The sequence below is a fragment of the uncultured Parolsenella sp. genome (assembly GCF_958346945.1).
GTDB lineage: Bacteria > Actinomycetota > Coriobacteriia > Coriobacteriales > Atopobiaceae > Parolsenella.
This window is the reverse complement of sequence record NZ_CATVTL010000007.1, coordinates 24736-39797: the sequence shown is the minus strand read 5'-3', so window position 1 is coordinate 39797 and position 15062 is coordinate 24736. Positions and strand designations below refer to the sequence as shown.

Below are 15062 nucleotides of genomic sequence, written 5' to 3'. Positions count from 1 at the left end.
ACCCCACATTAATGAATCCTGAGAAGCAGAAGGAGAACCATCTGGGCAGCGACCAACAACGATGCGAGTCCAAAAACAACGGAACAATACACGCGTTCGCTAGGTCTCTTCTCAAAGCTGATATTCAGCACGATCGCTGAAACGGGCACAACAAATGGCAAGAGATAACGAGGCTGCATGCCAGCAACCGTTGGAGATCCAACAGCCGTAAACGATATATAGAGAGCAGTGCAGGACAAGAAAACAGTAATGCCAACCAGAAATAGCGTCCAAACACGCGCAGATATCGAAGACGGAAAACCCGCTCGAGCAGTTCCGTCTGTCATAGATACCATGACGAGTAGCAGCAGCGGAGCGCCAGTCGTAAATGGATAGAGCCCCTGTAGGCTACCGAGATAAGACCAGTTCATAAGGGACAGGTCAATGTTGGCAACGGCCAAATACTCCTTGGCCATGTAACGGCAGATAACATAAGCGGCCCCCGCAGGGTCGGCCAGAATGTAAGAGACTTGGGCAGAGGAATTTACGTCCGAACCGCCCCGAGCATCGCCCGAGCCTCCACCTGTTTCAAACAGGGGAAGCGCAAAAGTTGCAACTGCAAGAAGGGCGACGAGAACGCCCGTTAAATAGAACAGCTTCCTCTGCCTATCGCTGACGAACTTACTCCGAGGAATCAAGAGAAGCAGCGCAAGCAACGGAAAATAGACCGCCTTCGGTGCCAGCGCCATAAAGAAGACAAAAAAGAGAGCAAAACACCTTGAAGTTGTAAGCGGAGTGCCATCAAGAAGCTCTCTAATCAGCATCGCAACGCCAAGCGCCAGCAGCGATGTGAGCCAGAAATCATACGAGTAATTCGCCGCCAGAAATAGATTGGTAGGAAGCAGCCCAACGACACCCATTAGCGTCTTTTTGACCGGAATGATACGAATGGCAAGTGAAAAGACGGCCACGTAAAAGACAAGGTTCATGAACCTGCCGAGAACGAAGCAGGCTGTAAATGAGAGGTGAAGTAGCCTCCCAAGCCACAAGCCAAACGCCGAGGGAATATACGCAAACGAACAGAACTGCGTAACGATCCTGCTAACTCCATCAGTTTTTCCAACCGTAGATACGGTATTTGCTTCGTTCAGCTCGGAAAGATAGCCGTACACCTCTTCTTGGTTCCACTGACGTTCATAGTCAACATTGCCTTCGGGCTTCCACCTGGAAAAAGAAGCATCATGGCTAATGCCCGGCTCGCTGTGAAATAGCTCTACAATCATGCGATCCGATGCCGTTGTCTCGACATCAGCGATATAAGAAAGCGAGACGGCGCTGCTGTAGTGGACCTCATCGTCCCAAGAGAACAGGTTGGAGACGGGAAACGCGGCCATGATTGCAAGGCCAGTGCCAAATGCTATAGCGACAAAGATGCGCTCGGGGCGAAATGCGGGCGAACACGCATTATACGCCAATGCCCCAAGGCTAATCTCAACGAAAACGACCAAAATCGCCCTAGACGCAGCTGAAATGTTTGCGGGAATAATGCAGATTAAGAGTGCAACGACCGCGGCTGCAATAACATAAGGGGCCGCATGCCTTAGCTGAACCTTACTTTTCTTCGAAAGTCGTGAAGGTCGAACGTTGTCGACGTTGTTCACGCCATTAGCATCGTCCTTAACCGGCAGATACTCCGTAGCGAGCATCGTTAGCACAACCAAGGCCGCGAGAACGATAGCCATACGCTTTGGCTGCCACGACGCAACGGATAGGACCGAGCCAGTTTTCGTTCCCAAAATGGTCAAAAACTCAATCAGAACGCTTATGCCCAGATCGATAGTAAGAAGAACCGCCAACTTCTTTGGAGTCGTATTACCAAATACGCTGTCCTTAGGGCGGCGAAAAAAGGTTAGGAACGCATATGCCTCCGCTATGAGGAGCCCAGTCGCCCACACCAAATACATTGAAAGCAGGTTAGTCCCCAATTGCGTATAGATGAAAATAGCTCCAGCTACAGCTATCCCGACAGATGCAATCAGCAGTTTTGAAAGCCTCTTCCCCACAATCTTGGGATAAGTCTGCAGAGCGTCACCGCCAACAAGGTGAAAGGCCGAACTCATTGTATGCCCTCCCGCAAAATGGATTCCAACTAAAATGTCTCGCGTTAATTCATAGTCAGTATGACAGTAAAACTGCAGTCTGTGAAAAGCGGTTATAAAACAAGGCACTTATAGAAGAAGATATAGTAGGTCATTAGAAGCTCATGGCCAGAGCGCTATCGACGGATATACAATTCTTTACCATTTCATCCGCAAAGCGAAATCGCACATTCCGAAACACAGCTGATTTGGAGCCGATATGTTCCGCGACAACAACGTAAAGACGCTGAAGGCCATGGCCGTCGGACGCAGCAATAACCTCGCAGTCATTCGACTTATATGCTCTTATTTCGTCATTCTCAGCCACTCCTTTGCCCTCCGATATGGAGCGGAGCACTCTCAGAGAGAGCTTTTGGACACCATCTCTCATGGATCTCTGGGCTTCGGCGCGTTTGCTGTTGGTTGCTTTTTCTTCTTTGGAGGCTATCTCATCGCAGGCAGCGCTGCGCGAAGCCATACGGGTTCTTCCTTTTTCAAGAAGCGCCTGGTTAGGCTTCTGCCTGAGCTCCTGTTCCTCGTCATTTTCCTAGCTTTTATCCTCGGTCCGCTCTTTTCATCCCTAGGCTTCGGCGAGTACTTCGGCAGTAATCAGGTACTTCTATTCCTCCTAAACGCCATTCTTATTCCATACCATTACTTGCCTGGACTATTCATGTCGAATCCTTATCCGGATGTTGTAGATGGATCACTGTGGACCCTGCCCGTTGAATTCTGCTGCTATATATTCGTTTTCTGTGCGTATAAGCTGACGCACTTCGACAAGAAGCGCTATCTTGCAGCGTGCAGCATCTGTCTTATCCCAACCATTGGATATCTACTGGCGGCATATCCTGCCCAAGTCAGTATTGTTAGGCCAGTCATTCTATATTGGCTGGGAACAACCGCCTATGTTTTCCGAGATTCCATCCGTATATCAAGGAAGGCGGCTTCGATTTCTCTCGCCGCCTTCCTCTGTCTTCTTGCAGCGGGGTTGTCAGACCTCGCAATGATTGTCTGCTTCCCCGTCTTTGTAACATGGGCCGCTTTCTACGCAACGCCACTAAAAGCGAGTTTGTTCCTAAACAAGCACGAGCTTTCCTACGGAATCTATCTTTGGGGCTGGCCTATGGGCCAAATAGTGGTTCAAGCCTTTCCCACCATTGACGTACATGGTCTTTCTCTTCTTTCTTTTATCCTTGCAGGTCTCTTTGGCATGCTCGGACTAAAGGCCTCAAATATGCTCACTTCACTGGCGCACAAGGCTTGGCAGAATTCAAACTAGCTAGCTCTGCCTTCCAGCGATTCTTAGTCCAAGGAACAGAAAGGCGACGAATAAGGCAGCAAGCAATCCCATAGACAAGTCGTATAGGAGAACTGCGCCCATCAACCCACTCTCGGCAATCATTATGCCTGATAGAGCATGGGCGACCAAGACAGAAACGCCATAGCCGACTACAACAAGGCCTTGGAGCCTCACCGTCACCAGGCCATAGTACAGAATCACGCTCAGCGCGTTGAAGGCGCCCCCTATAAGAATAGCCATCAGCTCCGTCCTATAAGAAGAGACGTCAACGCCGTACAGCCACGAAAGGACAGGGGTGCCATATGGATAGGCGACGGCCATAGCCAAGATGAGGGCAACGACAATTAGGGCCGCGCCTTTTCCAAGAATCCCATAGTAGCCAAGCCTGTCTCCAGAAGACCATTTCTCGGCGAGACTAGTAAGAAGAGGTTTAAATACAAATCCAACAAGCAAGTTGATAATCATTGCCGGCATATACAGAATCGAATAGACAGTCTGAGTCTCCTTCTGCATCACCGCCTCAATCCCAAACCTTGGAACATTCACCAAGTCATTGAGAAGGAACGAGGCAATAAACAGTGGGAAACAGGCTGCTAGAAGTCTTGCGAGAGACTTCCACTCAAACGACAGCTTTATCGCATTTTCGTATTTCTTTGCGGGAGGCAGATTGAGGATGACCTCAACCGCCAGAGAGCCAACAGCCGAAAGCAAACAGCAAATCAGCAAATCACCCGTAAGGATCGCGCCAGCGCTAAAGAGCACCGTGGTAGTAAGAACTCGAAAGAAAAAGGCTCTGCCCGCAATGTCAAGACGCCCGCGCTGTTGAAACATGCCATGAAATACGTCCTCGGTGGCATCAAAGAAGCGGAGCCCGGCAATCAAAACAATTAGCAGAGCATCATATGTTGGTCCATCTGCGTACAATGCGTAAACGATAATTGTCAGCGCCATCAAAACCACGGTGACAACGCGAGACCCGAGGTAAACCGAGAAAGGAAAGCGCCCTTCAGAATCCGTAGCCTGATACGTGCGCATCTCAAATGAGCCAACGGATAGAAACTGCTGGCCGACCGCGTAGGCAATCGAAAAGACGCCCGCGCTATAAGCGCCCGTGAAGCGTGTAACGATCAACAATAAAAGCGCGCTTGAGGCCGCGTTCATTAGGCTCCCGAGCGTGTTCCAGAAGTAGTTTTTCTTCAGCTGCTCGGCTGATTCCGACACTATCTAAAACCTTCCAAAATCAAGCTTTGACGGATGGTGATTCTTACGGTTGTCTTCAGCAGGCAGCTGCATGTAATCGCCATAGCCCCTACGAAGAATCGCATCATACTGCCTGGGAATCGAAACAGCTAAATCCTCAAACGTGATTTCTTTCAGAGGAAAGACTTCTTCCTTATGCACTCCCCAGTCAATGGGAGACCTGTCAGTAAAGTCGACAAAGAGCCCATCCGGTTCATCCGATGCAGCCATGGCAGCTTTCTCCCACTTTGAATGAATCCATGTAGGAGAAATATGGAAAACCTTTAGCAGGCCGTGGCCCAAATAACACAACAAAAGAACGAAGCCGCGCTTCCACCCCTCAAGGGACAAATGAGGACATGGAGTGCCGCAGAGAAAAGCGAGGCGAGCCCAGAACCAGGTTGCAGACAACTGCCGCTTTCTCAGTCTTGGGTTATCAGACAGCTTGTCAAAAGCGTAAACACCGATGCCAATGGGATACTGAAATTTACACTTATCAAATTCTTCGGGAACGCAGAGAGTGCCCTTCAGCACGAGATTGGCATCACAAGCGGGATAGTCACGCTCGGTCTTGTAATCAACCAGACCATAGTCATCGCCCAGAACCGCCGGCGCCTCAGCCATGAACCTCTCATAGTCGGACCTAAACATTGCCACGTCGATATCGTCATCCCACGGAATAAAGCCTCCATGACGTACGGCGCCTATCGCCGTGCCTCCGTAGATGAAATACGGAATCGATAGCTGCTTGCAAACGCGGTCAAACTCACCAAGGACCATCGTCGTTACGAGCTGCAGCTTTCTAAGCTCATCTTTATCTTCGTATTCTGTAAAAGACACGGTACTCCCCGTTACTTCTTTACTGGATATTAGTAGCTCCCAAAGCTAAGCCTGGCAGGGTAGTGATTCTTTCGCGAATCCTCAGGTGGAAGCTGCATATAGTCCCCGTAGAGGGCCTCGAGCATGCTCTCAAGCTTGTTGGGAAACGTTATATCCATGCCTTCGTATCGAATAGTCCTCAGTGGAAAGACGTCATCGAGAGAATAGGTCTGCGTAAGACGATCGGTGTCGCAGAGGTATCCCACTCTACCGGTATCTACACCTCTGTAGCGATTGCGAGCCTCAGTCTCTTTCTCGTATACCTTTTCCCTAGAAAGGCCAATCAGGTTAAACGTCTTCGACGCAGCCTTGCACGCCAGACGAACAGCGTTGCCGCGAACGCCCTTGATCTGGATAACTGGATCGGGAACGCTGAGCAAGATTCTCACATGTGACCAAAACCAAGCATCCCACGCTTGCTTTCTATATGAGCGCTCGTCTGCAGCAACATTGTCAAATGAATAGACATCAAGGAATATGCCCAAGTCCAGAGGAAGGTGCGAAAGAGACTCCTCACAGAACTGCGTCCCTTTTAGCATGATTCTCGTTGTCGGAAGGGGATATTCGATATTGATCGAGGCATTGATTACCTCGTACTTATCCGAATAGTCCCTGCGGACAATGGAGATCAGCTTTTCGTAGTCAGCCGCCAAAAGACCCACATCAATATCGTCATCCCAGGGAATGAAGCCCCCGTGCCGCAGAGCGCCAATTCCAGTTCCCGCGATACCAAAATAAGAAAGGCCGTTCTCATTGCAAATTGAGACAAAATCCCTAAGAATCATGAGTTCGCATCGCTGAACATGAGTGAGCGTTTCCTGATCATAAACTTTCAAATTATGCCCCGTCCCAGTTTGAGGAATCAAAGAAGCTCTGGCTAGTTAAGCAAGGCCCTAGTCATTGCTTCGACGAGCTCTATGTTATTCGAAACAGAGTGATTGCCCACGTGGGCAACGCGCACCATGTCATCAGAATGCTTCCCCCCGCATGGATTTAGCACAAAACCATCCTGTTCGAGCTTATCGAGCAATGCCCTTGCACCACCGCTGCGAAGAATCAAGGGTGTCAGCGCGTTCGAAATGGGATAGCTCGGCAGCTCAACCGGAAGTTCGATAACCCTCTGCCTAAAGTCATTGGCAATCGCCTTAACCCTCGCAATTTCGACGGCCGCTCCTCCATTGGAGATCAACGAACCCAGACGTTGATGAAGCTCGTAGATGACACCAACTGCAGGGGTAAACGGCGTCTGTCCACGCTTTCCATTAGAAATGTAAGATTTGAAATCGAAATAGTACGAAGGGCACTCGTCGGAAGAGAGAATCCTTTCCTTCATTCTGGGCGAAAGAACCACGCATGATAAGCCCGGCGCAAGGGCAAGGGCCTTTTGGGAGCTGACAATTACAGCATCGATATCGGAAGCTCTCATCGACAGCGGGTCAGAAAGAAATGCCGAAATCGCGTCGACTATAAATGTCAGGCTGTTGCGATGGCAGTAATCTGCAAGCATCTCGATGTCATATAGCTGGCCCGTAGACGTCTCGTCATAATTTACCAGAAGGGCCGTATGACAGCCGCCATCGGCAGCATCCAAGAGATCGGAGCTGAGCGCCTCTCCCTCAGGCACCTTAACTCTATCGTAGGGAATCCCGCGCGTCTGCAGAATCTCGCAGAATCGATTACCAAAAGAGCCGCCGTCAATAACTAAAGCGCGGTCATTTATGCCGAGGCAATTCATGACCGCAGCCTCCATACCACCCGTTCCCGAGCATGTGAGCATAATGCACTCAGAATCAGCGGGGGCATCAAGGAGGTTCTTGAGCATTTCACTGGATTCCAGAACGACTCTTGAGAAAGACTGATTCCTAAAATAGGGAATCTGTCTCGCTCGAATCTCTAGTGTTTCCGGATACATTTCTACCGGACCAATGGTAAATAGCTTCATGTCCATCACCTAAAATCGGGCTTTCCTAAGCAACTGCCGGGCATCGACCCCCATGCCAAGATGGTCAAGGATGCGCTGATAGTCCTCGATGTAGTCGATCTCGCTCCAAAAATGTCCCTCGACATCCAGCGCCCTTATGGGATGCGACTCACAAGCGGCATATAGTGCGTCTTCCCACCACATTCCATAATTCTCCTGCCAAATTAGCTGGTCCAGATGTGCCAGGAAAACTGGAAGGAAGCTGGAGCGAATCAGCGTGATACCAACGTACTCGCAGTCACGCTTCTCGGGGGCCATCTCCTTTCCATACTCGGTGATATAACCGTTCTCGAGGTGGAAAAAGTAATCCCCCGTTTCAGCCCTCGTCTTATCGCACAGCATCAGGCATTCATCAGGGACGCTGCAGAGCAAATCAAGGAGTTCTTCATTCCAGTACACATCGCCATTTGCCAGAAGGAGATCCTCACCATTCCTGATCGCCTCGAGAATAACCGGGCGCACAAGCCAGCAGGAGCCAATTGAATTCGTCACGCGATAGAAGGGATTGTCGTGAAAGACAACCTCAGGATAGGCTGACAACGCAGCGCGCACCTTATTTCGCTCAAAGCCAACAACAAGGTGCGGCTCCACGCAACGGTTTTTGAGAATTCCCATGGTGTGCGCAATGACGGACTCGCCGTCGCCAATAGAAAGTGTGCACTTGGGATCGTGGGGGGCATCGCTTAAGCGGCTGCCTACCCCCGCAGCCATAATCAGTGCCTTCACACTAGCCTCCAAACGGGCGTCGGTTTTAGACGCACATCTCAGCTAAGCGCGCGTTCGTTCGCGCCGCATTACCAACCTTACCAGCAACCCCGAGAAACCAGAGGTTTTTGATAAGGAACCTATAGTTATTGTCGTTCAGCGGCTGTTCATTCTTCTATTTTGCTCGACATAATTGAACAATCGTTCAATATCGCTATACTCAAATAGAACTTGAACGCAACAACAAGGAGCCGCAATGCTCACTAAGAATCAATTCGAGGTCCTCAACGCCCTCAGGCAGGCGCCCAACGCCAGCCAGCGAGACATCGCCTCGGCCTCAGACCTCTCGCTCGGAACCGTCAATGCAACGCTCAAGGCCCTCGTTGCAAACGGCTTTATCGAGAACGGCAGCCTCACCAGCACCGGCAAAGATGCCCTCGCTCCCTACAAAGTAGAGAACGCCATCATCCTTGCCGCCGGCCTCTCCTCCCGCTTTGCCCCCATCTCTTATGAGAAGCCCAAGGGCCTCCTGAAGGTGCGCGGCGAGGTTCTCATCGAGCGCCAGATCGAGCAGCTCAAGGCCGCCGGCATCGATGACATCACGGTTGTGGTTGGCTACAAGAAGGAGTATTTCTTCTACCTTCGCAACAAGTACGGCGTCGAGATCGTCAACAACGATGAGTATGCCTCCCGCAACAACAACGGCTCCCTGTGGCGCGTCCGCAACAAGCTTGGGAACACCTATGTCTGCTCGAGCGATGATTACTTCACCGAGAATCCTTTTGAGGCCTATGTCTGGAAGGCCTACTACTCCGCACAGTACGCAGAGGGGGCCACGAAGGAGTGGTGCATCACCACGGGCGCAAACAACCGCATCACCAAGGTGACGGTTGGTGGGGCCAGCTCCTGGTACATGCTGGGCCACGTCTACTTCGACCGCACCTTCTCGCAGCGCTTCTCCCAGATTCTCGACGAAGAGTACGCCCTCCCCGAGACCACGGACAAGCTCTGGGAAGACCTCTACATCGAGCACATCAAGGAGCTCGACATGGTGCTGCGTCCCTACCCCGCGGGCGTCATCAACGAGTTCGACTCCCTCGACGAGCTTCGCGTCTTCGACCCGCACTTCCTAGAAAACGTCGACTCAGAGATCTTCGACAACATCGTCAATGTCCTTGGCTGCACCAAGGCCGAGATTCACGACGTCTACCCCCTCAAGCAGGGTCTTACCAACCTCTCCTGCCACTTTGCCACCAACAGCGGCGAGTACGTCTACCGCCACCCGGGCATTGGCACCGAGCTGCTCATCAACCGCGCTGGCGAGGTGGCCGCCCAGAAGGTCGCCAAGGAGCTGGGCATCGATGAGACCTTCATCTACGAGGACCCCGCCCGCGGCTGGAAAATCTCCCACTTCATTCCCAACTGTAAGAACCTCGACCCACACGATGCCTCCCAGGTGGCCCGCGCCATGAAGATGGCTCGCTCGCTCCATGAGTCAGACGTAAAGGTCGACACCAAGTTCGACTTCTATGCCGAGGCAAAGCGCTACGAGAGCCTCCTTCTGGAGAAGGGCCCCATCGACATCCCCGGCTACGCCGATGACGCCGCAGACGCCGACGCCCTGGAGGCCTTTGTCGCCGCGGACAATGCCCCCACTTGCCTGTGCCACAACGACTTCTTCATGCTCAACTTCCTTATCGATGAGGCAGACAAGTACTACCTCATCGACTGGGAGTACTCCGGCATGAGCGACTACGCCAATGACTTTGGCACTTTCTGCGTGTGCTGTCAGCTCTCCCCCGAGGAGATTGACGCGGCGCTCGAGGCCTACTTTGGTCGCAAGCCCACGCGCGCGGAGCGTGCGCACAACCTTGCCCACATCGCCCTTGCCGGCTGGTGCTGGTACCTGTGGTCCCTTCTCAAGGAGGCCGAGGGCGACTTTGTGGGCGAGTGGCTCTACATCTACTACAACTACGGCCGCGAGTACCTCACTAAGGCGCTCGAGCTCTATCGAGAGGAGCAGTAAGCCATGAAGTTTGGACTCTTTAGTGGCATCCTTTGGGGCCTTGATACCGTTGTTCTGGGCATTGCTCTTGCCATGGCCCCCTACTTTGGCACGGCGGACGCCGCCGCCTTCGCCAGCATTGCCAGCTCCTTCATCCACGATGCGGGATGCGCCATCTGGCTACTCATCTACATGGGCGTTCGCGGTCGTCTCAAGGACACCGTTGCGGCCCTCAAGACCAGGAGCGGCCTCGTGGTCATGCTCGGCGCCCTGCTCGGTGGCCCCATTGGCATGACGGGCTACGTCATCGCCATCAACAACATTGGTCCCGCCTACACTGCCATCATCTCTGCCTTCTATCCCGCACTCGGAGCGCTGCTGTCCTTTATCCTGCTCAAGGAGCGCATGAGTGCCAAGCAGATTGCGGCACTCATCGTTGCCCTGCTCGGTGTTATGGCCATGGGCGTCATCTCTGCAGGCGACTCCGAGATGGGCAACACGACGCTTGGCCTCGCCGGGGCCGTCCTCGCCGTCATTGGTTGGGGTTCCGAAGCCGTCCTGTGCGCCTGGGGCATGAAGGATGACGCCGTGGACAACGAGACGGCCCTCCAGATTCGCGAGACCACGTCCGCCCTTGTCTATGGCCTGGTTGTTGTGCCCGTCTTTGGTGCCTGGGGCTTTGCCGCCAGTGCCATTCCCAGCTTCGCTACAGGCGTTGTTGCCCTGTCCGCCCTTGCCGGCACGGCATCCTATCTCTTCTACTACAAGGGCATCTCACTCATTGGCGCCGCCAAGGCCATGGCGCTCAACATCTCCTACTCGGCCTGGGCCGTTGCCTTTGGGTTCATCCTCCAGGGAACCGTCCCCTCCCTTGCCACCGTCTTCTTCTGCATCGTCATCCTCGTTGGAACGGTGCTCGCCGCCTCCGACTGGAACGAGCTCTTCGGCAAGAGGGCCGAAGTCTAGCTAACAAGCAAACACTTGCAAAAGGAGGGCCCGCCTCGATATCGAGGCGGGCCCTCCTTCCTTACAGGTGCGCCGCGCGATGCTTAGTGCCCGCCACAGACCTTGCACCTGGTCCTGCTGCCAACCTGAGAGATCGTTCCCTGGATAGGATTGCTTCGGTTCAAGGTTGGGCAAGACTTTGACTTGTGCCATGCCTTTCCATAAGCCGTCCAGTACACCGTGACGCCATCCCACGATCCATAGCTACCACCAGTGCCATAGCCAGGAATCCAAGCGCCATCGGAGCCAACGTAGTAGTCATCAATCCGCTGGCTCGTGGCCATGGCGCCCGATGCCGTGAGATAGTAGTTGCCCACCCAGCAGGAAGCCGCCATTGCGCCAGAGCCATAGAAGTAGTACCAGGAGCCTCCAATTGACTGCCAGCCAGTCAGCATGGCACCTGACCCGGAGAAGTAATACCAGGTATCACCCAGCAAGAGCCAGCCGGTCTTCATGGCTCCAGAAGTATCCATGTAATACCAGGAGCTGTCCAAGGCCTGCCATCCAGTTGCCATGGCGCCAGAGCCAGCAAGGTAATACCAAGTGCCGCCGAGATTGAGCCAGCCCGTCCTCATAGCACCGGAGGCATCGGCAAAGTACCAGGTTCCGTCGACCATAAACCAGCCGGTGGCCATGGCGCCAGAGTCGCGAAGGTAGTACCAAGACCCACCCAGGTAGCGCCAGCCAGTCGCCATGGCGCCAGAGGAATCGAAATAATACCAAGCTCCTCCAACGGAAACCCAGCCCGTTGCCATATAACCACTGGAGTCAAACCAATACCAGGTCCCGTCAAGATCAAGCCACTGACTGCATGGGTAAGAGCCCGTTTCAAACTCGTACCACCAGCCATGGCCGTTAGCCTTCCAAGAACCAGCGGGCTCGGCTGGCTCGGGCTCAGTATCGACAGCTCCAGAGACGATGCCATCCTGTCCCGCAGTATCGGCATATGCCAAAGGCGCAGGCAGGCCGCACAGGACTAAAGCTGAAAGCAGCAGAGCCACGAACAGTCTCTCTCTAAAGCCCGATTTCCCTGCCAACCTCATAGAGACCACGCTCCTTAACCGGCTGCCTATAGACGCCTTTAGTCTATCCATGCATTCATAATCCGAGGACGCAATTCTGTAGAAGCCCGCTTTTGCCGATAAACAGAAAAGGCGCCCGCCGGAAAGCCGACGAGCACCTCCAAGAAAAGCTTCGATCAAAGCAGTTACCAGATAACCACCTTGGTGCCACGAGGAATGTTGTCATAGATCCACTTGGCATTCTCGATGGCAAGACGCACGCAACCATGCGAGAGGTGCTGGCCAAGACGACCATCCTGAATCACCCTCGTGCCCTCGTTATACAGCACGGAGTGGAAGAGATAGTCGTTGTAGAACTGAGTGTAGTAATAGCAGCTGTAGCCATGGCCAAACACGTAGCCCTTGTCCTGCACGGTGAACTGGCCCTTAACCGTGGGCGTCGAAGGCGCGCCCGGGCTGCAGATGAACTCCTTGGTGACAGTCCAAGAGCCATAGCTACCGTAGTAGATGCCGACCCTGCAGTTGACCGTGTCTACCAGAATAAGGTAGTTGGTCGCGCTCGAATAACCCTGAGCCCAGTTGAGCATGTCACGGTACTCGGCATTGGTGGGAACCCAATGACCGTCACTCGCGCAGAAGTAGTACGCGCTGCCGTCATAAACCCAGCCGGTCTGCATGGCACCGGAGGAAGCTAGGTAGTACCAGGTACCGCCGAGGTTCAGCCAGCCAGTATGCATGGAGCCGTCGGCGTCCATGTAGTACCAGGCGCCGCCGGTCCAAACCCAGCCCGTGGCCATGGCGCCGGAGTTCTCGAACCAGTACCAGCGGCCGTTGTCGAGGAGCCAGCCCGTCTGCATCTTGCCATCGCTGGAGTCAAAGTAATACCAACGCCCGTCGACGACCTTCCAGCCGGTAGTTGCGGCGCCGTCGGAGCCGAGATAGTACCATCCGCCATCGCGAACCCAGCCGGTCTGAACGGCGCCCTTGTCGTCATAGTGACGGCGGACGCCATCGGCATCAACGTGCCAGCCAGTCACAGCGCGACCGGTCGTCTCGTCGAACAGGTGCGCAACCCCGCCGATGGTCACGCCGCCATGTTGGATCTTGCCATCAACAAGATAGAACCAAGCGTCACCAACCTTGGTGAGGCCGTCGTCCGGAGTCGACCCGTCTGCGAGCCTGACGACATCGCCCGAGACGGTCGCGGAGAGAACGCCATCGGCATTAATCCAGCTGGACTCACCGTTGGCACCGTCAACCCAGCAAGACGTGTCCATCGCGCCGGAGTCGGAGAGATGGTAGGTCGCCCCGCCCAGCGTCAGCCATCCCGTCTGCATCCTGGCCGTGACGCCGTCCATCCAGTACCACCTGCCGCCGACGAGCTGCCAGCCGGTGAGCAGGTTGCCGTCGGGCGAGGCGTAGTACCAGCAGCCCTCGGAGGCGTCCCGCGCCCAGCCGGTTGCCATGGCGCCGGAGGGGGCGAGGTAGTACCTGTAGGAGCCGATCTCGGCGAGGCCCGTCGCCATCGCCCCCGTCGAGGGGTCCATCCAGTACCAGGAGCCGCCCACGCTGCGCCAGCCGGTGAGCAGGGCGCCGCCCTCGCCGGCCCAGTACCGCCTGCCGCCGGCGAGGCACCAGCCGCCCTCCCCCATGGCGCAGGAGGAGTCGAAGGCGTAGGAGGCCGAGCCGACCTCCACGACCCCGTCGCGGGCGCACGCGCCGGTGGCGGGGTCGGCCCAGTACCAGCGGCCCCCGTTCGAGATCCAGCCGGTGCGCAGGTCGCCGCGCGAGGGGTCGAGCCAGTACCAGGAGCCGCCGTCGAGCAGCCAGCCGGTGTCCATGCCGCCGAAGCCGGCGAAGTGGAAGCGGTAGCCGCCCACGCTCGCCCAGCCGGTGGCCATGTCGCCGTCGGGGTCCATCCAGTACCAGGAGCCGCCGATCAGCCGCCAGCCGGTGGCGCGGCGGCCGCCCTCGAGCCAGTGCCAGGAGCCGTCGCGCAGGTCCCAGCCCGACGAGTAGCCGAGCCAGGCGCCCGAGCCGGAGAAGTCGGACCAGGCGCCGCCGCACTCGGCGCGGCCCGTGGCCATCGCGCCCGTGGCGGGGTCGAGCCAGTACCAGGAGCCGCCGGCGGCGACCCAGCCGGTGGCCATGGCGCCGGTCTGCGGGTCGAGCCAGTACCAGGAGCCGCCGTCGAGCAGCCAGCCCGTGCGCGCGGCGCCGTCCTCGTCGAGGTAGTAGCGCGCCCCGTCCCTCTCGACCCAGCCCGCGGCCGGCTGGGCGGGGGCGCCGGAGCCGGCGTTGGGCTCACTGGGCGTTTCGTCACTCAGCGGCACGTCGGCAACGCTCGCGCCCGTTATTCCGTCATTCGCCAAGGCATCGCCTGTTCCGTCTTTCCAATACTTGCGACCTTGAGTGGCATCCGCCCATCCATCCTGAATCGGCGTACCCTGTGCCTCGCCAGAAGCATCGCGTTCATCAGTCTGCAGACCGCTTTCGTCAGCAGCTTGCAAAGCTTCCGAAACGGACTCCTCACCAACAGCTATCGAGGGGGAGGTAATTAGAACTGAAGCTACAAGGATGCTTCCCGTCACGAGAAAGGGCAATCTATTCTTAAAAGCCATTGTCTGTACTCCCCGGAAACCAAACGGCCATTCTCTCAATTTAAGACAATCTTAAACTTTGCAATCCACTCCCCCAGAAATAGATGGGTTCTATTTGGCCAAGCGAAAAGTTGACCAATCGCGCCCAGCCGTTTCCCACAGTTTCATAGAATGAAGGGGTCGCTCTCAAATGCAAACTCACTACA

Annotated in this window: 11 protein-coding genes; 3 read left to right on the top strand and 8 right to left on the bottom strand. The window is 55.0% G+C overall.

Going from position 1 to position 15062, the window contains the following annotated elements; translation table 11 throughout:
* Positions 1–8: 8 nt before the first annotated feature.
* Complete coding sequence (locus Q3866_RS05465) at positions 9–2099, bottom strand: DUF2142 domain-containing protein (RefSeq protein ID WP_301830220.1); 2091 nt, start codon at positions 2097–2099, stop codon at positions 9–11.
* A 238-nt stretch (positions 2100–2337) separates the two neighbouring features.
* Here Q3866_RS05465 and Q3866_RS05460 point away from each other — a divergent pair, with 238 nt between their 5' ends.
* A complete protein-coding gene (locus Q3866_RS05460; protein ID WP_301830219.1) occupies positions 2338–3399 on the top strand; it encodes an acyltransferase in 1062 nt (353 codons plus the stop codon).
* On the opposite strand, the gene Q3866_RS05455 is transcribed toward Q3866_RS05460, so the two are convergent.
* From Q3866_RS05455 to Q3866_RS05435, 5 genes are all read right to left on the bottom strand, one after another.
* Entirely contained in the window at positions 3400–4641 is a 1242-nt protein-coding gene (locus tag Q3866_RS05455) for a lipopolysaccharide biosynthesis protein (RefSeq protein WP_301830217.1), read from the bottom strand. It lies immediately after the preceding gene.
* Between the two features lie 3 nt (positions 4642–4644).
* A complete protein-coding gene (locus Q3866_RS05450) occupies positions 4645–5499 on the bottom strand; it encodes a phosphorylcholine transferase LicD (RefSeq protein ID WP_301830215.1) in 855 nt (284 codons plus the stop codon).
* A 29-nt stretch (positions 5500–5528) separates the two neighbouring features.
* Positions 5529–6323: a phosphorylcholine transferase LicD gene (locus Q3866_RS05445; protein ID WP_301830213.1), complete on the bottom strand. Its 795-nt coding sequence runs from the start codon at positions 6321–6323 to the stop codon at positions 5529–5531.
* A 92-nt stretch (positions 6324–6415) separates the two neighbouring features.
* Positions 6416–7480 (bottom strand): alanine--glyoxylate aminotransferase family protein, encoded by a 1065-nt coding sequence (locus Q3866_RS05440; protein WP_301830211.1) that lies wholly within the window; start codon positions 7478–7480, stop codon positions 6416–6418.
* A gap of 9 nt (positions 7481–7489) precedes the next feature.
* On the bottom strand, positions 7490–8245 hold the full coding sequence (locus tag Q3866_RS05435; RefSeq protein WP_301830210.1) for a phosphocholine cytidylyltransferase family protein: 756 nt from the start codon (positions 8243–8245) through the stop codon (positions 7490–7492).
* A 235-nt stretch (positions 8246–8480) separates the two neighbouring features.
* Here Q3866_RS05435 and Q3866_RS05430 point away from each other — a divergent pair, with 235 nt between their 5' ends.
* Positions 8481–10250, top strand: coding sequence for a phosphotransferase (locus Q3866_RS05430; RefSeq protein WP_301830208.1), 1770 nt, complete (start codon positions 8481–8483; stop codon positions 10248–10250).
* A 3-nt stretch (positions 10251–10253) separates the two neighbouring features.
* Positions 10254–11195, top strand: a complete 942-nt coding sequence (locus tag Q3866_RS05425; protein ID WP_301830207.1) for a DMT family transporter — start codon at positions 10254–10256, stop codon at positions 11193–11195.
* 83 nt (positions 11196–11278) lie between these two features.
* On the opposite strand, the gene Q3866_RS05420 is transcribed toward Q3866_RS05425, so the two are convergent.
* Complete coding sequence (locus Q3866_RS05420) at positions 11279–12277, bottom strand: hypothetical protein (RefSeq protein WP_301830205.1); 999 nt, start codon at positions 12275–12277, stop codon at positions 11279–11281.
* Between the two features lie 164 nt (positions 12278–12441).
* On the bottom strand, positions 12442–14628 hold the full coding sequence (locus Q3866_RS05415; RefSeq protein WP_301830203.1) for a L,D-transpeptidase family protein: 2187 nt from the start codon (positions 14626–14628) through the stop codon (positions 12442–12444).
* Positions 14629–15062 lie beyond the last annotated feature (434 nt).